Raw genomic sequence first — 19,993 nt, forward strand, 5'->3', positions numbered from 1 at the left:
GGGTGACTGTAGACGCCGTGCCCAAAGGGCGATCAGGTGGCGCTGCGCTCGTCAGCGCCCATCGCGTTGAGGACGGCGACACGCGTGTCGGCCGGACCGGAGACGGAATGCTCGCCGCTTCCCAGGCGAAGCAACTCGCGCAACGCGTCCTGATCGTATTCCGCCGGTTCGGTGCTATCGATGAAGCGTTCGACAACCTCAATAAAGCGGTCCGGATCGTCGTGGAAGGGGAAATGCCCGGAGCGCTCGAAGATCTCCAGCCGGGAACCCGGCATCGCCGCATGCGCCATCCAGGCGTGCTTTACCGGCACAACTACGTCATGCGTTCCCCAGATGATCTGCACTGGAACAGATTTCGCCAAATAACAGCGGTCCAGCATCGTCACGATTTGGCCGCGCCAGTCCACCACGGCGCGCAACGTGCGAGTGAACGCCGAGGAGGCTTTCGGTTCGGGCAGATTGGCCAGCACCCGCAGAATATCGGGGAGGTCGCGGCCCACTCCGGTTGATCCGAGCATCGCGCCTACCGCACGCCCGGCGAGCTGCAGCGCCGGGAGCACCAACGGCAGCCGCAGCAGCGCCAGGGCCTCCCCACCCCACGGCAACGAGGCCCAGCGCAACAGGATGTTGACGTCCTTGGTGACACCGCCGGTAGCGACCAGGACCAGCCGCTCGACCAGCTGGGGGAACTGGTAGGCGAACTGCATTGCCACCCCGCCGCCCAGCGAATGACCGACTATGGTGACGCGCTCGATGCCGAGCACGCTGAGCAGATCCCGCATCCCGTTGGCATACGCCGCAACCGAATAGTCTGCGCGCGGTTTGTCGGACTGCCCGTGACCCAGCAAGTCGACGGCGATGACCGTGAACCGCTGCGCCAGCCTGGCCTGCACGGCGCTCCAGGTGGTGGAGTTGTCACCGATCCCGTGGATCAGCAAAATCGCCGGGCCCGAGCCGGCGATCCGGAACGCCCGCCGGTAGCCGTGGATGGTGCGAAACTGCAGCGACGGCGTCACCTCGCGCACCGGACGAAGATGCGGCTTGCGCTCCGTCATGTCGCCAACCTCGGTGCCGGGCCCGTCGGGGCGGTCAGGTCGAGTCGTTGCCGTCCGGCTTTTTCTCTGCCTGTTGGGCCAAAAAGCGCTCGAACTCGGCACCGAGTTCATCCCCGCTAGGCAGGTCTTCGTCGCGCGCCAGCAGGGACCTGTTCTCCTGGGCGGCGATGAAAGCATCGTACTGGCGCTCGAGCGCCGCCACCACTTGAGCCACTTCCGGACTTGCCTGAACCTGCTCGTCGATCTTGGCGCGCACCTCGGCGGCCGCTTCGGCCAGCGCGGCCAGCGGAAGCTGCAGTTGCCCGGTCCTGGCCACCTGCTCGAGCAGCGTATGCGCGGCGGCCGGATAGTCGGTCTGCGCCAGGTAATGCGGCACGTGCGCAGTGAAACCGACGACCTCATGGCCGTGCTGAGCCATGCGGTATTCCAGCAAGTTGGACGCGCTGCTGGGCACCCGGACCTCCGCTATCCACGGCGTGAAATCGGCGATCAGATCCCGGTTGTTGGAGTGCGCGGTCAGGGTCATCGGCCGGGTATGCGGAACTGCCATCGGGATTGTCCCCAATCCGATGGTCTGCCGGACGCCGAGACGTTCCGCCAGTAGCCGCACCGCGGTGACGAAACGCTCCCACTTCAGGTCGGGCTCCATGCCGGCCAGCAGCAAAAACGGTGTCCCTGCACTGTCGTGCAGCGCGTACAAGCTCAGTTCCGGATCCTCGTAATCGGTGAAGTGATCCCATTTGAAGGTCATCGGCGGCCGCCGTGATCGATAATCCAGCAGCTCGTCGATCGCGAACGACGCGACCCGCTCGGTTTGCAGGGTTTCCTTGAGGTGGGTTGCCGCCAGCCGGATCGCATGACCAGCATCGGAAAAGCCCTCCAAGGCGTGGACCAACACCGGGCCACTGCCGTCCTTCGACGATAATTGCGGTGCCGGGAGCTCAAGCTCGTACATGTCTGCCTGCCCGGATTGGTAGTCCTGACATGGGTATTGATCCTGGGCCATAGCTGTCGCCTCCTCCATGGCGCGCCGTTGCACCACGCCACCTAGTCTCACCCGGGGTCCCACTCAGGGCGGGTCTCGCTTGGGCCGATGGGTAGTCGATGGGTAAATTAGCGGACCCGTCCGACCCGACAACCCGGGTATACCGGCTATGTATTTCGAACGTGTTAGCGCTAAAGCAAGTTCCTCGGGCTTTTCCCGGCGCGCGCTGCCCGGGGGGTCAGGGGCGTGGCTTATCGGCGACACCCGCGCGGGTGCGCTGCCGGCCGCCACCGTCGGGGCGGCGAGCTGTGGGGCGCCGCTGGGGCCGCTGCTGGGGGTGTAGCAGGCCATGAACCCACAGTCGCGGCTTTGTCCACAGCCGACCGGGCCGCGCCGCTCGCCGGCACACCGGCTGACGGTGCCGGTTGCCAGCGTAAAAGACATGACGAAGCATCGAGCTGATTTTGAACTGAACCGCCCCGGCGCCTTGATTGCCGCATTGCCGGCCATTCTCGGCTTTACGCCGGAAAAGTCCCTCGTCCTGGTGTCGGTGGGCAGTGGCGAACTGAGGTCGGTGATGCGCGTCGATCTTTCTCGGGAGCTGGTCGGCCAAACGGCTCATCTTGCGCAGGTCGCCGCCGCGGCCGATCCCGAGGCGGTCATCGCGGTGATCGTCGACGCCGACGGTGCGCGCTGCCCGATGTGCAACGAGGAGTACCGCGAGCTATGCGGAGGGCTTACCGAGGCGTTGTCTGAGCACGGCATCGCACTGTGGGCGGCGCATGTGGTGGATCGGGTGGCCGCCGGTGGACGCTGGTATTGCGTTGACGGGTGCGGTTCGGGCGGCGCGATCGATGATCCTTCGGCATCTCCGCTGGCGATGGCGGCGGTGCTGGAGGGGCGTCGGCTCTATGAGCGCCGCGCCGACCTGCAGGCCGTCATCGCGATCACCGACCCGCCGCGAAGCGCGAGGCTTGCCGGCCTGATCGGCGAGCAGGCGGTGTCGCGCGAAGCCGCGCATCGCGCCGATCCTCTGGGCTGCCGCCGCTGCGATGTGCAGGGCGTGATGGCCGCCGCAGCAGCCGTCGGTGACGGACAGTCCCTGTCCGATGCGCAGTTGGCGCAACTGGGCTGCGCGCTGGCCGACGTGCAGGTCCGCGACACGCTGTTCGCTCTGGCAGTCGGGGAGAACGCCGCTGCGGCGGAATCGCTGTGGGGGGTATTGTCACGCACCTTGCCCGGCCGGTGGCGGGTCGAGGCGCTGGTATTGCTCGCGTTCAGTGCCTATGCTCGCGGCGACGGACCGCTGGCGGGGATGTCGCTGGAATGCGCGCTGCGCTGCGATCCGGAGCACCGCATGGCGGGCATGTTGGACACGGCGTTGCAGTCCGGCCTGCGACCCGAGCACATCCGCGACCTGGCCGGCACCGGCTACCGGCTGGCCGAACGACTCGGGGTGCGGCTTCCGCCGCAACGAGTGTTCGGCTGGGGGGCTAAACCTTTTCGACCTTGACCGCGTGCGCCATCTCGTAAGGCAGGCTGACATTCTCGTGACCGGGGATCACGATCGTCACGCCGCCCCCCGGGTTGGTCTCGACGGTGACCCGCGCGTTGGGGACGACGCCGGCGTCCTTCAGCCGGCTGATCAGCTCGACATCCCCCTGAACGTGTTCGGCGAGTTGACGAACCACCACCGCCACCGGCGGTCCGGACGGCAACTCGGTCAATCGCACCAGGTCGGCGTCATCGGCACCGTGCTCCGGTCCGACGCCCAGGTCCTCTAAACCCGGAATCGGATTGCCGAACGGGGACGTGGTCGGGTTGTTGAGGACCTGCACCAGCCGGCGCTCGACATCCTCGCTCATCACGTGCTCCCACCGGCAGGCCTCCGCGTGGACTTCCTCCCACGGCAGACCGATGACATCGACGAGCAGTCGTTCAGCAAGCCGATGCTTGCGCATTACGGCGGTGGCCAGTGCCCGGCCCTTGTCGGTGAGCTCCAAATGGCGGTCACCGGCGACACGCACTAAACCGTCCCGCTCCATCCGCGACACGGTCTGGCTGACAGTTGGCCCGCTCTGGTCGAGCCGTTCAGCGATCCGCGCGCGCAGCGGCATCACGCCCTCTTCCTCGAGGTCGTAAATGGTCCGCAAATACATCTCGGTGGTATCAACCAGCTCATTCATTCCGCACCCTCCGTCGCTGCTGAGTCTACGTGTCCGGCTGCGTGAATGACCCGCCAAAAGCGCCAAGACAGCAGTATGCCCGCCGTTGGCGCGCGACGGGCATACTGCTCTCGGGTTCAGTTAGCTGGCGTAGGAACGCAGCCGGTCGGCGCGCTCGCCATGGCGCAGCTTAGCCATTACTTCCCGCTCGATTTGGCGCACTCGCTCACGGGAAAGGCCGAACAGCTTGCCGATCTGGTCGAGGGTTCGCGGCTGCCCATCATCTAGGCCGAAGCGCAGCCGGACCACTTGCTGCTCGCGCTCGTCAAGGGTCGCCAGCACGCTGCGGATGTCGGTGTGCAGGAGTTCGGCGATCACCGCGTTTTCCGCCGACATCGCTTCGGCGTCCTCGATGAAATCACCCAGCGGGGCTTCCTCCTCGGAGCCGACCGGCATATCCAGGCTGACCGGGTCGCGGCTGTGCTCCAGCAGGTCGGTGATCTTGTCGATCGGGATACCGGACTCAGCCGCGAGTTCCTCATCGGTGGCCTCGCGACCGAGGTTCTGGTGCATCTCCCGCTTGATTCGCGCGAGCTTGTTGACCTGCTCAACCAGGTGGACCGGCAGCCGGATGGTGCGACTCTGATCGGCCATGCCGCGGGTGATGGCCTGGCGGATCCACCATGTGGCATAGGTCGAAAATTTGAATCCTTTTGTGTAGTCGAACTTTTCCATCGCGCGGATCAGCCCCAGGTTGCCCTCCTGGATGAGATCCAGCAGCGGCATTCCGCGACCGGTGTAGCGCTTGGCCAGTGAGACCACCAGCCGCAGGTTGGCCTCCAGCAGGTGGCGGCGCGCTGCCTCCCCATCGCGGACCACGGCCGCCAGCTCCCGTTTGCGGTTCTCGCCGAGGCGCTTGCGGGTTTCCAGCAGGTGCTCGGCGTAGAGGCCCGCCTCGATGCGCTTGGCCAATTCAACCTCATCGGCGGCGTTGAGCAACGCCGTTTTACCGATGCCGTTCAGATACACGCGCACCAGGTCCGCTGCGGGGCTCTGAGCATCCAGGTCGCTGTCAACCCGGCTTGTGGTGGCATCTGCCATTGCGGCCTCCTGATCGGCTTGAACTGTCATGTTGTCCAACGACCAGCCCCGGCCCAAAGTTCCCACCGGTTCGCGATCTCACCCCCTTTGACCTGCGCGAATGTGCCGAGGACCTGAGAATGTCCTGAGAAGATGCGATCAGCGGCGGCTTATTCGGAACCGCCGCGGCCCGGCACCGGCGGGTCCGGTTGTGCCGCCAGCTCGCTACGAGGTTCGAGGGCCGGTCGCCGCGCTGTCGGGAACAGCGGGGTGCGCCGCCGGTTGTTATCGAACCGTCGAGGCTCGTCGGCGCTGCGGGGGGGCCGGTCGTTGGCGATCAATACCGCCATCCACGGCAACGGGATCGAAACCGCCACGATCGCAAGCGAGATCAAACCGTTGTGCCATGCGCCGTAGGCGAGTGCGGCCAGCACAAAAGCGGGCACCCGAAACGCCATCAGGGTCGCGTATTTGCGCACCCGCTCGCGACGTTGCGCCTCGTAGGAAGGCGCGGCGGCCGTGATGAGCACCGGGCGACCATCGTCGTCGAAACCCGGCTTCTGGCCGCGCTTCATCTATCTACTGTCCCACACTCTGGCTATTCCGGGGCTATTCCGGCTGGCTCGATTTAAGGACCGGTTCCGGGGCACAATGTCAGGCATGCAGACCCAGACGATCGAACGTACCGATATCGACGAACGCGTCGACGACGGGACCGGCAGTGACACCCCGAGGTACTTTCACTACGTCAAAAAGGACAAGATCGCCGAAAGCGCGGTGCTGGGAACTCATGTGGTCGCCCTGTGCGGCGAGGTGTTTCCGGTCACGCGAGCGGCCAAGCCGGGCTCACCGGTCTGCCCGGAGTGCAAGCGGATCTACGACAGGCTCAAGAAGGACTGACCGCACGGATGACCAGGCCCGCGCTGTTCCCCGCGGGCGAGTCAGGATTTATGGTTCCGGCGAGCCGTTGACCTCTAACACCGCGGCCAGTTCGATCAGTTTCGCTTCATGCTGATTGGCGTGGTGCTGGCAGAAGAGAAGCTCTGCTCCGGAGGGTAAGGTGGCGCGGACGCGAGCGGCGGCGCCACACCGGTCGCAGCGATCAGCCCTGGTTAGCGCTGGGCTGGTCAAGGTGGTGTTCATGGCTGCTCCTTTTCTGCCATATCTCTAGTCTCTCAGACGCCAGGGTGTCCGGCCGTGTTCCCGCTACCGGGTGTGTCGTTTCTCGGGTCCGCACCCGCCTGGGCGCCGCCCGCGCCTCGAGCATGCTGGGGCGGTGAACCCCATTGCCGTGGTGCTCGTGCACCTGCGCAGCGGCGTCCAGCAACGGTCGCGAGCGCAGGCCCTCGATGAGCTTGGCCCCGGTCGCTCGACAGCGCCGGGCTCGTCCATCTTTCGGCGCCCGGGCAGGCACACGTGCCCGGGCGCCGAGCAAGCGCTACCCGGGACGCGGCGATTTTGTGTGGCTCTACCTCGATTCCCTCTACCTCGATTCCGGGGCGCTGGGCTCACCCGTGCGTCGGGAACCTGGAGTAGCAACGGATCTGCGGCCGATGCTGTTCCCGCATCGGTGTGGGCCGCTTCCGGTCCGCGCTGTGATAAGCGTCACCGGCTACCGGCCCGGCCGGGACGAAACGTTTCCGCGGTCGGGTTAGCGGGCTGAGGGTCGGCCGGGGACTCGAGGCAGGCATCGGCTTCGATCTCGACCAGCAGGTCGGGCGCGATGAGCGCGGCGACCTCGACCATGGTGGCCGCCGGCCGGATCTCGCCGAACACCTCGTGGTGCACCGCGGCGACCTCGCGCCAGCGTGAAATATCGGTTAGGTAGATCCTAGGTAGATCCGCGTCCGGACCACGTCGGCGAGAGTCGCGCCCGCTTGTTGCAGCGCAATCTCGATGCGGCGTAGAGCGTCTCGGGTCTGAGAGACGAGGTCATCGCCGACCCCGGTTGTTCCTGCGACGGCCACGTGCGAACCGACGCGCACCGCGCGCGAGTAACCGACGGCCGATTCGAAATCCGATCCGCACGAGACGACGATACGGCTGGCGGGCATTCGGTCACGGTAGGCCAATGGCATCGTCACCGCAGCCCAGCGGCGTAGCGGCCGAGACGGGCGCTATTCTTCCAGCGCCGCTCAGTCCAGGTAGTCGCGCAAGACTTGAGAACGGCTGGGGTGGCGCAGCTTCGACATCGTCTTCGACTCGATCTGGCGGATGCGTTCGCGCGTCACGCCGTAGACCTGGCCGATCTCGTCGAGGGTACGGGGCTGGCCGTCGGTGAGGCCGAAGCGCAGCCGCACCACACCGGCCTCGCGCTCGGACAGTGTGTCCAGCACCGACTGCAGCTGGTCCTGCAGCAGGGTGAATGACACCGCGTCGACGGCCACCACCGCCTCGCTGTCTTCGATGAAGTCGCCGAGCTGACTGTCGCCCTCGTCGCCGATCGTCTGGTCTAACGAGATCGGTTCGCGGGCGTATTGCTGGATCTCCAGCACCTTCTCCGGGGTAATGTCCATTTCTTTGGCGAGCTCCTCCGGCGTGGGCTCGCGGCCGAGGTCCTGCAGCAGCTCGCGCTGGATGCGGCCCAGCTTGTTGATCACCTCGACCATGTGAACGGGTATCCGGATGGTGCGGGCCTGGTCGGCCATGGCGCGGGTGATGGCCTGGCGGATCCACCATGTCGCGTAGGTGGAGAACTTGTAGCCCTTGGTGTAGTCGAACTTTTCCACCGCGCGGATAAGGCCCAGGTTGCCTTCCTGGATCAGGTCCAGAAACGCCATTCCGCGGCCGGTGTAGCGCTTGGCCAGCGACACGACCAGCCGCAGATTAGCTTCCAGCAGATGGTTTTTCGCGCGATCGCCGTCGCGACAGACCCACATCATGTCACGGCGCTGGGCGGCGGGCAGCTTCTCGCCGCGTTCGGCCATCTCGGCCATCAGCTGGCTGGCGTATAGCCCGGCTTCGATCCGTTTGGCCAGCTCGACCTCTTCCTCCGCATTGAGCAGTGCCACCTTGCCGATCTGCTTGAGGTACGCGCGAACCGAGTCCGCCGATGCGGTGAGCTCCGCATCCTTGCGCGCCTGGCGCAATGCCTCGGATTCGTCTTCGTCCCAGACGAAATCACCGGAGGCCTTGTCCAGTTCGGTGGGCTCGGCGAACTCTTCGTCGTCATCGGCGCCGTCCTCGCCGATCGCTGCGACCGAGACGGTGTCGTCCGCAGGCTCGGTGGCGTTCGAATCGAGATCGACATCACCGCTCCCAGACGCTACGTCCGCGAGGTCCTCGAGATCGAGGACGCTGGCTTCGATGTCGATGTCTTCGGCGTCGATATCTACGTCAGGCTCAGCGTCGAGATCCGGCTCGATATCAAGATCCTCGACAGCAACGTCGAGATCGGTGTCAGAGGCGATGACTCCGTGATCTTTGATGGCGTCCTTCGGCACCCCGCCCTTCTGGATGCCGCGAGCAGACGCTGACGTGGCGGAGGTGCCTTTGGCGGTGGCACGGCCCTTTTTCGCGGTGTCGGCGCGCCCGGCTGCGCTGGGTGTGGCGGCCCGCGAGGCGGTCTTGGTGGCCCGCGAGCCGGTCGTGGCGGCCCGCGAGGGCGTCTTCGCGCGGGCAGCTGTCTTGCCGGCGCTCTTGGCGGCGGAGCCGTTAGCGGTCCCGTTAGTTGACTTGGTGGCAGACCGCTTCGCTCCGGTTCGGGCTGGGGATTTGGTAGCGGTCCGTTTCACCGGCTCCTCTGTCGCCGAGCTTGCCTTGGTCGCTGCCACATACACCCCTTCGGTCGGACTCACTTTCGGTGCCTCTGGGCGTGCTTAACCGAAAATGTCTGCTATATCGAATGTCGGCGCGATCGTCGCCGCTATCGGTTAGGCGGCCGCCGCCGACCATTGTAACGACCACATGAGAACGCACCGGCGGAGCGGACAAAATTCAGCGCGCAACATCGCTGGCCGCCATGGCCGCGCCGACGATCCCGGCGGTGTTCAGCAAGGCGGCGGCCACCACCGGGGTGCGGTTCTCGAGCAGGGGCACCCACTTGTCGGCCTTGCGGCTGATACCGCCACCGGCAATGAACAGATCGGGCCAGATCGCGTTTTCGATGGCAACCAAGACCTTGGTGACCTCTTTCGCCCATCTTCTGTAGCTCCAGCCATGCCGTTCCCTCACCGATGATGCCGCGCGCTGCTCGGCCTCTTTGCCGTCAACCTCCAGGTGGCCGAACTCGGTATTGGGCAGGAGCTTCCCATTGTGGATGACGGCCGACCCAATTCCCGTCCCGAACGTCAGCAGCACCACCACACCGGTATTATTTTTGCCTGCTCCGTAGCGTTCTTCGGCCAGCCCGGCCGCATCGGCATCGTTGAGAACGGTGACGTCCTGACCGCCGAGTTCTAGGCTGATGATCTCGCGCGCGTTCGTGCCGATCCAGGATTTGTCCACATTAGCCGCGGTCCGTGCGACACCACCGGTGACGACGCCGGGATAGGTCACCCCGAGTGGTCCCGTCCATCCGAATTCCTTGACGATCTTGGCGACGGTCTTGGCGACCGCGGTCGGGGTGGCTGGTTGCGGCGTCGGCAGCTTGAAGCGGTCGCCGAGCAGCCTCCCGGTGCCCAGATCGACGATCCCGCCCTTGATGCCGCTCCCGCCGACGTCGACGCCAAGCCCCTGAAGCCGCGTCCCCGCGCCGGTCACGTCGGTCCTGGAAGTGCCGGTTGTTGCATCGCAGCCAACCATCAAAACTCCTCGGGGAGCCGTGCGTACTGCCCACACCTTAGCCGCGACCTTAGCCGCGCGGGTGGTTGACAGCCCCGCTCACGGGTGATTGTGAAGGCCCGAGGAGTCATTCCCGACGGGCGCCGAGTTGGCTAGGGTGTCGCCGGATGCCCGCGACAACGAGCCGCGAGCACACCTGGTGTGGCGACTGTGAGGCGATGAATCGGTGACCAAGCGCGACAAAAAGCCCGACAATGAGCCCGACAAGAAATCCGACAAAAAGCCCGACAAAAAGCCCGACAAGGAGTCCGACAAGAAGTCCGACAAAGAGCCGGCGCACCTGCGGTCGGTGGCCGAAACGCTGGCCGCAGAGGCCGCTGCATTCGTGCGCAATCGGCGGGCCGAGGTGTTCGGCCCCGGCACCCGCACTGCGCAAAACAGCGTGGTGCGCACCAAAAGCACCCCGACGGATCCGGTGACGGTGGTGGACACCGAGACCGAACAGCTGCTGCGCAGCCGGTTGGCGCAACTGCGGTCCGGTGACCCGATTCTCGGTGAAGAGGGCGGTGGTCCCGCCGGTGCGTCGGACACCGCCGCCGACGCTGTCACCTGGGTGCTCGACCCAATCGACGGCACGGTGAACTTCGTTTACGGCATCCCGGCCTACGCGGTGTCGGTCGCGGCCCAGGTTGACGGTGTGTCGGTGGCCGGGGCGGTCGCTGACGTTGCCGCCGAGCGGCTGTATTCGGCCGGCGCCGGACTCGGCGCGCACCTCACCGACGAGCACGGCACTCGCGCATTGCAGTGCACCGCAATCGATGACTTGTCGATGGCGTTGGTGGGCACGGGGTTCGGGTACTCGCGGGGCCGCCGCGCCATGCAGGCGGCGCTCCTGGCCAAGATCCTGCCGGTGGTCCGTGATGTTCGTCGTATCGGTTCGGCGGCGCTGGATTTGTGCATGGTAGCGGCCGGGCGCCTGGACGCGTACTACGAGCATGGGCTACAGGTGTGGGATCACGCCGCGGGTGCGCTGATCGCCGCTGAAGCGGGGGCGCGGGTGTTATTGCCGCTGCCGGGAGGGCCCCCGGGTGGCGCAGAACTGGTGGTTGCCGCCGCGCCGGGCATCGCCGACGATCTGCTTGGCACCCTCGCGCGATTCAACGGGCTGGAACCGATCCCCGACGACGACTGAGCGGCTCGACGAGGGTGGGACGTCACCGGCGGCCCAGCGGGGCCTGGGCGCTGGCGCCCGCGGTCAGCAACTGTCGGAGTGGATTTTCGAGAGCAGCGCGGGCTCGGCGGGCTCGGTGGCGCCGGGGCGCAGGCTGGCCAACACCGTGTCGATGTCATCGTTATGCGCCAGTGCCGTGAAGTCGGTGCCCAGCGCCAGGTCGACGGAGTCATCGGTGCGGCCGTCGCGGAACAACTCGGTGCACGGTGCCACCAACCACACGGCAGCGGCGGCGGCCTGGCCGGCCTCGCCGAACCGGATCTGGCCCTGACAATTCAGGCGGGTGTTGGCATAGATCGGGTCGTTGGCGGCGGTGGGCTGGGCGAAGCCGAGTTCCCGCAGCGCGTCGGCGGTGTCGGCGGCCTGACCGCCGCGGCCACTGGCGTTGAGAACCCGAACCTTGGTTTGCGCGAGTTTGGCCGGTGTGACGTCCATCATCGTTGTGCGCGATACCTGTTCACCCAGCGTCGGTGCTGCCGGATCGGCGGATCGCGGGGGCGGGTTGCATGCCACCGCCTCGCGGACGTCGCCGGGGCGGGTCAACGCGATCGCCCACACCACCGCGGTCACCGCCACCAGCACGATCAGAACCAAGAGAGCCGAGCGGGCGTTACGCCGTCGAAAGGGCCGACCGTGCTTGTCGAAGGCGGTGCCCTCGGTGATTTGGGTAACCACGCAGGAAACTCTAAACGCTGTGCTCAATCGGGAGCATGATGGTCGAACACATGATGTGATGTAAATCACACATGAATCGGTGCGGGAACGGGCACGAATCGTTTGGTAAATGCGTTCGACGCTGGTACAAAGCGTTGCTTGCAAGATCACGAGGGGATTTCCAGGGGAGAGGCCGATGCCGACCGACTATGACGCCCCACGGCGTATCGACACCGATGACGTCTCCGAGGATTCGCTGGAGGAACTCAAGGCCCGGCGAAACGAGGCGGCCTCGGCCGTGGTCGACGTCGACGAATCCGATTCCGCCGAGTCCTTCGAACTGCCCGGCGCCGACTTGTCCGGTGAAGAGTTGTCGGTTCGTGTCATCCCGAAGCAGGCCGACGAGTTCACCTGCTCTCGTTGCTTCTTGGTGCAACACCGCAGCCGGTTGGCCAGCGACAAGAACGGTGTGATGATCTGCATCGACTGCGCGGCTTGACGTGGCGGGATTGCCCGAAGGCTCCCCGGCGCGTTGCCGCCGCCGTCATCGCAGGGCGGGTCAACTTCGCAATGCCGACAGCAGCTTGTCCGGGTGACGGCAGCTCACCAGCCAGTAGGGCGTCGGGTCGTCGGGGTCGTCCAGAACGGCCAGCACCATCGGGCCGATCCACGCGCGATGCAGCACGTATGCCGCGGGGTCGAGTTGGCGGCCAAGCGCCGCGGATTTGGCTGAGCGCGGTATCTCGGCGGATCGGGCGATCGCGGTGACCGGCAGGTGCGCCTCGCCGGCCCATAGTTCGACGCCGGTGTCACTCACGATGACCCGGATCTCAACGCGGCCCAGCCATATCAATGCTCCGGCGGCGGCGGCAAACAGCGTGGCGAACGGCACCCAGGTGGGAAGCCCGGGTATGCCCCGGTTGACGTCGAACGCGATGAGCGCCGCAAGCCCGAAGGCCGGCGGCCACCACCACCACGGCACCCGGAGCCGTTCGCGATACCGCACGCTTCGGGGCGCGACGCGCGTACCCGACATCCGATTAAGAGTAATCTCAGGGCCCGTGTCGATCAGTCTGGCGGTTGTCCGTTTGGACCCTGGGCTCCCCCTGCCCACACGAGCTCACGACGGCGATGCCGGGGTTGATCTCTACAGCGCCCAGGATGTCGAGCTCGCTCCCGGGCAACGTGCCCTGGTGTCGACGGGTATCGCGGTTGCCATCCCGTTCGGCATGGTTGGCTTGGTACACCCTCGATCGGGATTGGCTGCGCGGGTGGGCCTTTCGATCGTCAACAGCCCGGGCACCATCGACGCCGGGTATCGCGGTGAGGTAAAGGTCACGCTGATTAATCTTGATCCGGTCACCCCGATCGTCGTGCATCGCGGTGATCGCATCGCCCAATTGCTGGTGCAGCGGGTCGAACTGGCCGAGTTGGTCGAGGTCTCTTCGTTCGACGAAGCCGGGCTGGCCGCCACCTCCCGTGGTGATGGCGGTCACGGCTCCTCGGGTGGACATGCGAGTCTGTGATGGCATTCGGTAGGCGCAGGCGCAAAGGTGGCCGGGGGCGGGTACCCATCGGTTCGGCCGGTGCGGAGCCGCGACCGGAAGGACCGGACGGGCTGCCCGAGCCCGAGGGCGCCGCGGCGGAAGGAGCGGATGGGCTGCCCGAGCCCGAGGGCACCGCGGCGGAACCGGAGGGCCCGTTCGACATCGACGACTTCGACGATCCCGCGGCCGCTGAGCAGGCCCGCCTGGATCTGGGCTCGGTGCTGATCCCGATGCCGGCGGGCGGACAGGTGCAGGTCGAGTTGACCGAGACCGGTGTGCCGAGCGCGGTGTGGATCGTAACGCCCAATGGCCGCTTCACGATAGCCGCCTACGCCGCACCGAAGAGCGGTGGTCTGTGGCGGGAGGTGGCCGGCGAACTCGCCGATGCGCTGCGCAGGGACTCGGTCAAAGTCACCATCCAGGACGGGCCGTGGGGGCGAGAGGTGGTTGGCGTCGCCGCCGGTGTGGTGCGGTTCATCGGGGTAGACGGGTATCGCTGGATGATTCGTTGCGTCGTTAACGGGGGCCACGAGACCATCGACGCTGTGACCGCCGAGGCACGGGAAGCGTTGGCCGACACCGTCGTTCGGCGTGGTAACACGCCGCTCCCGGTGCGCACGCCGTTGCCGGTGCAGCTGCCTGAGCCGATGGCGGCGCAGCTGCGCGCGGCGGCGGCCGCACAGCAGGCGGAACAACAGCCGGGCGGTCGTCCGCCGGCCGCGCGGCGCAGCGCGGCGGGCTCGGCGATGCAGCAGCTGCGCAGCAGCACGACCGGCTAGTCGAGCTCGTTGAGCGCGTCCAGACACGCAGCACCGAGCGCCGCCGGATCGGCGCCGATCTGCTCCAGGGTGACGGTCCGCAGAGCCGCGCGCGGCGCTGCGGCCGCCCATTCGACTCCAACCTCGAGCGGATGAATCGGATCGTCCACCGCCGCGACTATCCCCAGCGGCGTGACCAGTCGTTGCAGCTCCGCGTGGCTGGGCGCGGCGTAGGCGGCGGCTTCCTCCATGGCGTCGGGCAGCAGTGGCCACTGGCGCCGCCAGGATCGGGTGAGCTCCTCGGCCAACCAGGCTGGGCTGGATGCGCGCATCCGCATTGTCGCCGCCGTCAGGCCGTCCCGACGCAGCCGGCGTGCCGATTGGTGGGCGGCGTGAGCGGCGGGGGCGGTTGCGGGGTCTCCGGTCCAGGCCGGCAGGGCGGCCAGCACAGCGACCGCGTGACCCGGATTAGCCAGCGCCCAGGCGGCCGCGACCGCGGCGCCGATCGACACGCCGCCCACGGCAATCCGGCCCGAACGGGCGGCGTCGTCCAGGGCTGCCAGGTAACCGGCGATCAAATGTCCCGGCTGTGGCCGCGGTGCCAGCACTACCGCACCGACGCCGCGCAACGGGCCGGCAAACGCCCGACGGATGTAGTCGTCGTCGGAGCCGGCTCCGGCCAGCAACACGGTTTGAACACCAGACAAATCGACGGCGGCCACCTCCTGATAGTGCCTGCTGCTAACGGCTCGTCAACACCCTGGCGGTGCGGGGCGTCCGGGAACCGACGCGATAGGGTGTCCGTTGGCATCAAGGAAGCGACCGAAACGGGGCGAGCTTTCGTCACGTAGTTGTCACTTAGCTGAACTGGCAGGAGAGGCCATGGTGGCCGAGGGTTACTTGCGCCGGCTCACCCGTCGGCTGATGGACGGCCCGGAGCAACGCGATGGCGAGCAGTTATCCGACGAGGGCCCCGATACCGGCGTGCAGCGCGCGATCGACTGCGCGCGTGGCCAGGAGGTCACGGTGGTGGGCACGTTGCACAGCGTGGAGGCCGAGCCCAAAAGCAGCGGCATGCGCGCCGAATTGTTCGACGGCACCGATACCGTGACCTTGGTGTGGTTGGGGCAACACCGCATACCCGGTATCGAATCCGGCCGCACGTTGCGGGTGCGGGGCCGTTTGGGGATGCTCGAGAACGGTACCAAGGCGCTGTTCAACCCGCACTACGAAATTCAGCGATGACCAAGAAAGTCGGCGATGACCGGCCGGGCTCGAAGCGTGCCAGCCGGACGGAAGGTCGATTAGGCCGCACATGAGGGCTAACCACATCGGTGCCGAGCACATGCTGGCGCGGCTGGGTGGGGTCAGTGGGTTGATCTACTCGTCGCTACCGGTGCTGGTGTTTGTGCCGGTCTCCAGCGCCTTCGGGCTGCGCCCGGCGATCGGGGTCGCCCTCGGCGTGGCCGCATTGGTCCTGCTGTGGCGGCTGATCCGCCGAGGGTCCACGCAGCCGGCGTTATCCGGATTCCTCGGCGTCGGTGTCTGTGCGGCGATCGCCTACGCGGTGGGGCAGGCCAAGGGTTACTTTCTGCTGGGCATCTGGGCGTCACTGCTGTGGGCCGTGGTCTTCACGCTGTCTGTCCTTGTTCGCCGGCCTCTGGTCGGGCTGCTGTGGAACTGGGCCGGCGGGCACGATGGCAGCTGGCGCGACGTGCCCCGCGCGGTCTATGCCTTCGATATCGCCACACTTGCCTGGGTGCTGGTATTCGGTGCGCGGTTTGTGGTCCAACGGCTCCTCTACGAGGCTGATCAGACCGGTTGGCTGGCGGCGGCGCGCATTGCGATGGGCTTGCCGTTGACGGCCGTGGCTGCGTTGGCGAGCTATGCGGCCATCAAGGCGGCACAGCATGCGATTGCGGCCGACGGGAACGCCGCAGCAACCGAGACCGACGGTGGCCGCACGTAGCTCGCGGAGCCGGCACATGCCGGCACAGTTCGTGCCACCCGGGTGTGGTCTGGCATTGCTAGTCCTTGCTAGTCCTTCGGCAGCAACAGCCGGCGCAATTCCTCCTCCGCGTCGGCGACCGCGACGAAGAGTAGCTCGTCACCGCCTTCCAGCGGCTCGTCGGCCTGCGGCACGATCACCCGCGGCCCGCGCAATATCGTCACCAGTGCCGCATCCCGCGGCAGCTGCAGCCGCCGAAGCGGTTCGCCGCGCCACGGGGTGTCCGCCGGCAGCGTGATCTCGACCAGGTTAGCCTGGCCCTTGCGGAACTCCATCAGCCGCACCAGATCTCCGACGGCGACCGCCTCTTCGACGAGCGAGGCCAGGATACGCGGGGTGGACACCGCGACGTCGACGCCCCAGGCGTCGGTGAAAAGCCATTCGTTGCGGGGATCGTTGACCCGGGCCACCACCCGGGGCACCGCGAACTCCGTCTTGGCCAGCAAGCTGAGCACCACGTTGACCTTGTCATCACCGGTGGCAGCAACCACAACGTCGAAATCTTCGAGGTGTATCGACTCCAGCACACTGAGTTCGCAGGTGTCGCCGAGCCGCCAGTGCGCCTGCGGAATAGCATCGACGTCGACGTGCTCGGGGTTGCGCTCGATCAGGGTCACGTCATGGCCGCTGTCAATGAGTTCGCGGGTTATGGAGCGCCCGACCGCGCCTGCCCCGGCGATAAGCACTTTCATCTGCACCACCCGTTAACCCCGGCGGCCGTCATCACCCGCGTCACGACTCGAGGTCCGCACTAGGTGGCAAAGCGGCGATGGCAGCCGCCTCAGCGACCCGACCGGATATCGCGGCAACGTATACCTGATCGCCGGCCTGAATGACGGTTTTCGGTTTCGGCAGCAGTCCGGCACCGAAGCGGATCACAAACGCGGCGCGGGCGCTGGTGGCCGCCTCCAGGGCGCTGACCCGATGTCCCACCCAGTCTTCGTGCAAGGCGAGCTCGACGAGCGCGACGGTGCCCGTCGGGTCGCGCCACGTGGCAGCCTCGGTTTCGCCGGTCAGCGCGTGCAGCAAACGATCGGTGGTCCAGGGCACGGTGGCGACCGTGGGGATGCCGAGCCGTTCGTAGACCGCGGCGCGTTTGGCGTCGTAGATGCGCGCGACAACGCGCGCGACACCGAACGTGTCCCGGGCCAGCCGCGCCGAGATGATGTTCGAGTTATCCCCGGACGACACCGCGGCGAAGGCATCGGCCTGCTCGATGCCCGCCCGCAGCAACACATCTCGGTCGAACCCCACGCCCAGCACACGTTCGCCGGCGAATTCCGGGCTAAGCCGGTCGAAGGCGGCGTTGTCGCGGTCGATCACCGCCACCTGGTGGCCGATCCGCGACAAACCGTCGGCCACTGACGCCCCTACCCGACCGCAACCCATGACAACTATCCGCACCGAAGGTCTCCTGCTCGCAGACCGTCTCGGCGACCGCGTTGGCCAACCGATTTACGCCCAAAACGGTCCCGCCGAGGGAACGCTACCGCCATGCCCGCGGGGATCGGCCCTCGGCTGTCACGTCCGGGCTTCTCCGCCGCGGGGCTCGGTTGACTGGGCCGGTCGTTGGAGAGCAACGGGCTGAGCCACGCCCTGTAGCCCAAGCGGATCGCCCTGGCGGCGCTTGGCCCGGGGTGCTGTTCCCCTGGCCTTCGCTCCCAAGGGGATCTCCACGCTCTTTGGATCGTAGATACGTCACTCCCGGGCGGGTTCGGGGTTTCCCGCTTCAGGAATCCGCTGTGGTTAAGATCGCCCGCTCATGCCGGCCAAGTGGGGCATCCGTGGCCGGCGGTGCTGACGAATCAGGGGGAATTGGTGAATCGCGACGCTAGCAATGCCGTGTCATACGAACACTCGCAATCTCAGGTAGCGGCGACTTGATTTTGTGGCGTTTTCGCCCGCGTGATGGCTGTCCTGGTTACTGTTCACCAGCCCACTCGAGAAAGGGATGCCATGACCAACCACACCTACCGCGTGATAGAAATCGTCGGAAGCTCTCCCGAGGGTGTCGATGCGGCGACGCGCAACGCAATATCTCGCGCCGCCCAGACGATGCGCGGACTCGATTGGTTTGAGCTGCAGTCCGTCCGCGGCCACTTGGAGAACGGAACTATCGCCCATTTCCAGGTAACGCTGAAAGTCGGCTTCAGACTGGAGGATGCTCGCTAGAAATCGCCGGCGAACCGGTCCTCGACGACATACTCGACCGCCTTGCGGCATTGCCACGCCCGGTTCTCCCGCAACGGCTACCGGCTCACGGAACGGCGCCCCAAACTCCAACACTCGCCGCAGCCCGTGCCTGCGCGGGTCGTGTCCCTGCGGCGGTGTAAAAGGGTTCGGACGTAGGTTCCCTCCAAGACGGGAAGTCTGAGGAAAGGAGCCCACGTCCGTGTCGAAGAGGATATCGCCTGCGCAGCGGTTGCAGGCAGAGATTGATGGGGTGTTCGCCGGTGGTGAGGATTTGTCGCGTGCAGTCGAGCGGGTGGCCCAGTTGGGCGCGCAGCTACTGCTGCAGTGCGCGTTGGAGGCCGAGGTGAGCGCGTTTTTGGGCCGGGATCGCTACCAGCGGGCCGCTGCCAGCGAGGATCCGCGGGCTGGGATGCGTAACGGGTATTGCCCGACCACGGTCAAAACGACCGCCGGCCCGATCACGCTGCAGCGGCCGAAGGTGCGCGGCACCACCGAGCGGTTCGCCAGCCAGTTGTTCGGCGCGGGGGTGACCAAGACCAACGCGCTGGAGTCGCTGGTGATCGCCGGGTTCGTGCGCGGGTTGTCGACCCGCGACGTGGAGGCCACCTTGGTCGAGGCGCTCGGCGAGGGCGCGGCGGTGTCGAAGTCGACGGTGTCGCGGGTCTGCGAAGACATCAAGACCCAGTTCGAGTCCTGGAGCCGTCGGCGCCTCGACGAGGTGGAGCTGGACTACCTGTTTTTGGACGGCAGCCATTTCACGTACCACGCCAACGCCTCGGCCGAGCCGGTGCTGGCCGCGTGGGGCATCGACACCGACGGCAAACCGGTGTTCGTCGGGCTGGAGGCCGCCTGCAGCGAGTCCGGGGATGCCTGGGAGGGGTTTTTGCGCGGGCTCGGCGAGCGCGGGCTGGCCTGCCCGCTGCTGGTGATCAGCGACGGCGCACCGGGGTTGATCGGCGCGGTGGAGCGCACCATGGGTGCCGCGCTGCGCCAGCGGTGTCTGGTGCATCGCGCCAGAAACATCCTTGCCAAAGTGCCCAAAAACGCCCAAGCCGAGGTGAAGGCCGACTACTGGGCGATCTTCGATGTGCCCGAGAACATCGAGCCTGGCATCGACGCGGTCACCTACGTGCACAACAGGATCGACGCGTTCGCCAAGCGTTGGCGCGACTCGTATCCGGCGGCGGTGCGGTGTCTTCTTGATGACCGTGACTCGCTGACGGTCTACCTGCGGTTCCCACGCGAGCATTGGGCCCGGGTGCGCCACTCCAATTTCATCGAGCGGACCTTCGGGGAGACCCGCCGCCGAGTCAAGGTCATCGGCCGACTGCCCGGCGAGCACTCCTGCCTGAAGCTGGTGTGGGCCGTGCTCGACCGCGCCTCGGCCGGCTGGCGCGGGTTCACCATGACACCGGCCGGGCTACGGCTACTACAGGACCTGCGAAGGTCGTTGCATGACCCACCGACCAAACTGCCGCAACGAAATTCGGAAGTACGCGCCGAAACCGGAGCGGCGCCGGCCGATGCTGTCGGCGCCATCGCATAAAATCACAATCGCAAGTGAGCGGAATCTATGCCCGAACTTTTACACCGCG

General features: G+C 66.5%; 24 protein-coding genes and 2 pseudogenes. 12 read left to right on the top strand and 14 right to left on the bottom strand.

Features of this window, described 5'->3' with window-relative positions; genetic code table 11:
- Positions 1 to 32 precede the first annotated feature (32 nt).
- A complete protein-coding gene (locus MSM1_RS17200) occupies positions 33 to 1,055 on the bottom strand; it encodes an alpha/beta fold hydrolase (RefSeq protein WP_213444810.1) in 1,023 nt (340 codons plus the stop codon).
- 34 nt (positions 1,056 to 1,089) lie between these two features.
- Positions 1,090 to 2,061: a proteasome assembly chaperone family protein gene (locus tag MSM1_RS17205; RefSeq protein WP_213445682.1), complete on the bottom strand. Its 972-nt coding sequence runs from the start codon at positions 2,059 to 2,061 to the stop codon at positions 1,090 to 1,092.
- Between the two features lie 148 nt (positions 2,062 to 2,209).
- On the opposite strand from MSM1_RS17205, the gene MSM1_RS17210 reads away from it, so the two are divergent.
- Together MSM1_RS17210 and MSM1_RS17215 are read left to right on the top strand one after the other, a co-directional pair.
- The gene (locus MSM1_RS17210) at positions 2,210 to 2,383 is read left to right on the top strand and encodes a hypothetical protein (RefSeq protein ID WP_213444812.1); all 174 of its coding nucleotides are present in this window, start codon (positions 2,210 to 2,212) and stop codon (positions 2,381 to 2,383) included.
- A 99-nt stretch (positions 2,384 to 2,482) separates the two neighbouring features.
- Positions 2,483 to 3,553 (top strand): DUF4192 domain-containing protein, encoded by a 1,071-nt coding sequence (locus tag MSM1_RS17215; RefSeq protein ID WP_213444814.1) that lies wholly within the window; start codon positions 2,483 to 2,485, stop codon positions 3,551 to 3,553.
- Here the strand turns inward: MSM1_RS17215 and MSM1_RS17220 are convergent.
- The 3 genes from MSM1_RS17220 to MSM1_RS17230 form a co-directional block, all read right to left on the bottom strand.
- The gene (locus MSM1_RS17220) at positions 3,534 to 4,226 is read right to left on the bottom strand and encodes a metal-dependent transcriptional regulator (protein ID WP_213444816.1); all 693 of its coding nucleotides are present in this window, start codon (positions 4,224 to 4,226) and stop codon (positions 3,534 to 3,536) included. The genes MSM1_RS17215 and MSM1_RS17220 overlap by 20 nt on opposite strands.
- 120 nt (positions 4,227 to 4,346) lie before the next feature.
- Positions 4,347 to 5,336, bottom strand: coding sequence for a sigma-70 family RNA polymerase sigma factor SigB (gene sigB, locus MSM1_RS17225; protein ID WP_213444818.1), 990 nt, complete (start codon positions 5,334 to 5,336; stop codon positions 4,347 to 4,349).
- Between the two features lie 119 nt (positions 5,337 to 5,455).
- Complete coding sequence (locus MSM1_RS17230) at positions 5,456 to 5,860, bottom strand: DUF3099 domain-containing protein (protein WP_213444820.1); 405 nt, start codon at positions 5,858 to 5,860, stop codon at positions 5,456 to 5,458.
- Between the two features lie 85 nt (positions 5,861 to 5,945).
- Between MSM1_RS17230 and MSM1_RS17235 the strand changes: the two genes are divergently transcribed.
- Positions 5,946 to 6,185: a DUF3039 domain-containing protein gene (locus MSM1_RS17235; protein ID WP_213444822.1), complete on the top strand. Its 240-nt coding sequence runs from the start codon at positions 5,946 to 5,948 to the stop codon at positions 6,183 to 6,185.
- A gap of 48 nt (positions 6,186 to 6,233) precedes the next feature.
- Here MSM1_RS17235 and MSM1_RS17240 read toward each other — a convergent pair whose 3' ends face one another.
- On the bottom strand, positions 6,234 to 6,428 hold the full coding sequence (locus MSM1_RS17240) for a hypothetical protein (RefSeq protein ID WP_213444824.1): 195 nt from the start codon (positions 6,426 to 6,428) through the stop codon (positions 6,234 to 6,236).
- Between the two features lie 133 nt (positions 6,429 to 6,561).
- Between MSM1_RS17240 and MSM1_RS22085 the strand changes: the two are divergent.
- Positions 6,562 to 6,940, top strand: a pseudogene (locus MSM1_RS22085) (DUF952 domain-containing protein).
- On the opposite strand, the pseudogene MSM1_RS17245 reads toward MSM1_RS22085, so the two are convergent.
- From MSM1_RS17245 to ppgK, 3 genes and pseudogenes are all read right to left on the bottom strand, one after another.
- A pseudogene (locus MSM1_RS17245) lies at positions 6,891 to 7,339 on the bottom strand (RidA family protein). The pseudogenes MSM1_RS22085 and MSM1_RS17245 overlap by 50 nt on opposite strands.
- An 81-nt stretch (positions 7,340 to 7,420) precedes the next feature.
- Entirely contained in the window at positions 7,421 to 9,058 is a 1,638-nt protein-coding gene (locus tag MSM1_RS17250) for an RNA polymerase sigma factor (RefSeq protein ID WP_213445685.1), read from the bottom strand.
- Positions 9,059 to 9,221: 163 nt separating this feature from the next.
- The gene (gene ppgK / locus MSM1_RS17255; protein WP_213444826.1) at positions 9,222 to 10,028 is read right to left on the bottom strand and encodes a polyphosphate--glucose phosphotransferase; all 807 of its coding nucleotides are present in this window, start codon (positions 10,026 to 10,028) and stop codon (positions 9,222 to 9,224) included.
- Between the two features lie 319 nt (positions 10,029 to 10,347).
- Between ppgK and MSM1_RS17260 the strand changes: the two genes are divergently transcribed.
- Complete coding sequence (locus MSM1_RS17260) at positions 10,348 to 11,199, top strand: inositol monophosphatase family protein (RefSeq protein ID WP_236057031.1); 852 nt, start codon at positions 10,348 to 10,350, stop codon at positions 11,197 to 11,199.
- 63 nt (positions 11,200 to 11,262) lie between these two features.
- Here the strand turns inward: MSM1_RS17260 and cei are convergent, their stop codons facing one another.
- Complete coding sequence (cei, locus tag MSM1_RS17265) at positions 11,263 to 11,913, bottom strand: envelope integrity protein Cei (RefSeq protein ID WP_213444829.1); 651 nt, start codon at positions 11,911 to 11,913, stop codon at positions 11,263 to 11,265.
- 175 nt (positions 11,914 to 12,088) lie between these two features.
- Here cei and MSM1_RS17270 point away from each other — a divergent pair, with 175 nt between their 5' ends.
- Positions 12,089 to 12,391 (top strand): DUF4193 domain-containing protein, encoded by a 303-nt coding sequence (locus tag MSM1_RS17270; protein ID WP_213444830.1) that lies wholly within the window; start codon positions 12,089 to 12,091, stop codon positions 12,389 to 12,391.
- 60 nt (positions 12,392 to 12,451) lie between these two features.
- Here the strand turns inward: MSM1_RS17270 and MSM1_RS17275 are convergent, their stop codons facing one another.
- Complete coding sequence (locus MSM1_RS17275) at positions 12,452 to 12,928, bottom strand: DUF3093 domain-containing protein (RefSeq protein WP_213444831.1); 477 nt, start codon at positions 12,926 to 12,928, stop codon at positions 12,452 to 12,454.
- Positions 12,929 to 12,953: 25 nt separating this feature from the next.
- Here MSM1_RS17275 and dut point away from each other — a divergent pair, with 25 nt between their 5' ends.
- Both dut and MSM1_RS17285 read left to right on the top strand, forming a co-directional pair.
- Positions 12,954 to 13,418 carry a dUTP diphosphatase gene (gene dut, locus MSM1_RS17280; RefSeq protein ID WP_213444832.1) on the top strand — a complete coding sequence of 155 codons (465 nt, stop codon included), beginning with the start codon at positions 12,954 to 12,956 and terminating at the stop codon, positions 13,416 to 13,418.
- Positions 13,418 to 14,218 (top strand): DUF3710 domain-containing protein, encoded by an 801-nt coding sequence (locus tag MSM1_RS17285; RefSeq protein WP_213444833.1) that lies wholly within the window; start codon positions 13,418 to 13,420, stop codon positions 14,216 to 14,218. The genes dut and MSM1_RS17285 overlap by 1 nt, the downstream gene beginning before the upstream one ends.
- Here MSM1_RS17285 and MSM1_RS17290 read toward each other — a convergent pair.
- Positions 14,215 to 14,919: an alpha/beta hydrolase gene (locus tag MSM1_RS17290; RefSeq protein ID WP_213444834.1), complete on the bottom strand. Its 705-nt coding sequence runs from the start codon at positions 14,917 to 14,919 to the stop codon at positions 14,215 to 14,217. The genes MSM1_RS17285 and MSM1_RS17290 overlap by 4 nt on opposite strands.
- 160 nt (positions 14,920 to 15,079) lie before the next feature.
- Between MSM1_RS17290 and MSM1_RS17295 the strand changes: the two genes are divergently transcribed.
- Together MSM1_RS17295 and MSM1_RS17300 are read left to right on the top strand one after the other, a co-directional pair.
- A complete protein-coding gene (locus tag MSM1_RS17295; RefSeq protein WP_213444835.1) occupies positions 15,080 to 15,442 on the top strand; it encodes an OB-fold nucleic acid binding domain-containing protein in 363 nt (120 codons plus the stop codon).
- A gap of 70 nt (positions 15,443 to 15,512) precedes the next feature.
- Positions 15,513 to 16,166 (top strand): DUF3159 domain-containing protein, encoded by a 654-nt coding sequence (locus tag MSM1_RS17300; RefSeq protein ID WP_213444836.1) that lies wholly within the window; start codon positions 15,513 to 15,515, stop codon positions 16,164 to 16,166.
- Between the two features lie 68 nt (positions 16,167 to 16,234).
- On the opposite strand, the gene MSM1_RS17305 is transcribed toward MSM1_RS17300, so the two are convergent.
- Complete coding sequence (locus tag MSM1_RS17305) at positions 16,235 to 16,897, bottom strand: TrkA family potassium uptake protein (protein WP_213444837.1); 663 nt, start codon at positions 16,895 to 16,897, stop codon at positions 16,235 to 16,237.
- A gap of 40 nt (positions 16,898 to 16,937) precedes the next feature.
- On the bottom strand, positions 16,938 to 17,609 hold the full coding sequence (locus MSM1_RS17310) for a TrkA family potassium uptake protein (protein WP_213444838.1): 672 nt from the start codon (positions 17,607 to 17,609) through the stop codon (positions 16,938 to 16,940).
- 552 nt (positions 17,610 to 18,161) lie between these two features.
- Between MSM1_RS17310 and MSM1_RS17315 the strand changes: the two genes are divergently transcribed.
- Both MSM1_RS17315 and MSM1_RS17320 read left to right on the top strand, forming a co-directional pair.
- Positions 18,162 to 18,377 carry a dodecin gene (locus MSM1_RS17315; protein ID WP_213444839.1) on the top strand — a complete coding sequence of 72 codons (216 nt, stop codon included), beginning with the start codon at positions 18,162 to 18,164 and terminating at the stop codon, positions 18,375 to 18,377.
- Positions 18,378 to 18,597: 220 nt separating this feature from the next.
- Positions 18,598 to 19,944: an IS256 family transposase gene (locus MSM1_RS17320; RefSeq protein ID WP_213444840.1), complete on the top strand. Its 1,347-nt coding sequence runs from the start codon at positions 18,598 to 18,600 to the stop codon at positions 19,942 to 19,944.
- Positions 19,945 to 19,993 lie beyond the last annotated feature (49 nt).

The sequence above is a fragment of the Mycobacterium sp. SM1 genome (assembly GCF_018361265.1).
GTDB lineage: Bacteria > Actinomycetota > Actinomycetes > Mycobacteriales > Mycobacteriaceae > Mycobacterium.

Coding starts and splice junctions, on each gene's coding strand:
- MSM1_RS17210 (WP_213444812.1), top strand. CDS start 2,210: ATGTATTTCGAACGTGTTAGCGCTAAAGCAAGTTCCTCGGGCTTTTCC.
- MSM1_RS17305 (WP_213444837.1), bottom strand. CDS start 16,897: ATGAAAGTGCTTATCGCCGGGGCAGGCGCGGTCGGGCGCTCCATAACC.
- MSM1_RS17275 (WP_213444831.1), bottom strand. CDS start 12,928: ATGTCGGGTACGCGCGTCGCGCCCCGAAGCGTGCGGTATCGCGAACGG.
- MSM1_RS17200 (WP_213444810.1), bottom strand. CDS start 1,055: ATGACGGAGCGCAAGCCGCATCTTCGTCCGGTGCGCGAGGTGACGCCG.
- ppgK (WP_213444826.1), bottom strand. CDS start 10,028: ATGGTTGGCTGCGATGCAACAACCGGCACTTCCAGGACCGACGTGACC.
- MSM1_RS17205 (WP_213445682.1), bottom strand. CDS start 2,061: ATGGCCCAGGATCAATACCCATGTCAGGACTACCAATCCGGGCAGGCA.
- MSM1_RS17230 (WP_213444820.1), bottom strand. CDS start 5,860: ATGAAGCGCGGCCAGAAGCCGGGTTTCGACGACGATGGTCGCCCGGTG.
- MSM1_RS17220 (WP_213444816.1), bottom strand. CDS start 4,226: ATGAATGAGCTGGTTGATACCACCGAGATGTATTTGCGGACCATTTAC.
- MSM1_RS17215 (WP_213444814.1), top strand. CDS start 2,483: ATGACGAAGCATCGAGCTGATTTTGAACTGAACCGCCCCGGCGCCTTG.
- MSM1_RS17315 (WP_213444839.1), top strand. CDS start 18,162: ATGACCAACCACACCTACCGCGTGATAGAAATCGTCGGAAGCTCTCCC.
- MSM1_RS17295 (WP_213444835.1), top strand. CDS start 15,080: ATGGTGGCCGAGGGTTACTTGCGCCGGCTCACCCGTCGGCTGATGGAC.
- MSM1_RS17240 (WP_213444824.1), bottom strand. CDS start 6,428: ATGAACACCACCTTGACCAGCCCAGCGCTAACCAGGGCTGATCGCTGC.
- MSM1_RS17285 (WP_213444833.1), top strand. CDS start 13,418: ATGGCATTCGGTAGGCGCAGGCGCAAAGGTGGCCGGGGGCGGGTACCC.
- MSM1_RS17235 (WP_213444822.1), top strand. CDS start 5,946: ATGCAGACCCAGACGATCGAACGTACCGATATCGACGAACGCGTCGAC.
- MSM1_RS17270 (WP_213444830.1), top strand. CDS start 12,089: ATGCCGACCGACTATGACGCCCCACGGCGTATCGACACCGATGACGTC.
- sigB (WP_213444818.1), bottom strand. CDS start 5,336: ATGACAGTTCAAGCCGATCAGGAGGCCGCAATGGCAGATGCCACCACA.
- MSM1_RS17300 (WP_213444836.1), top strand. CDS start 15,513: ATGAGGGCTAACCACATCGGTGCCGAGCACATGCTGGCGCGGCTGGGT.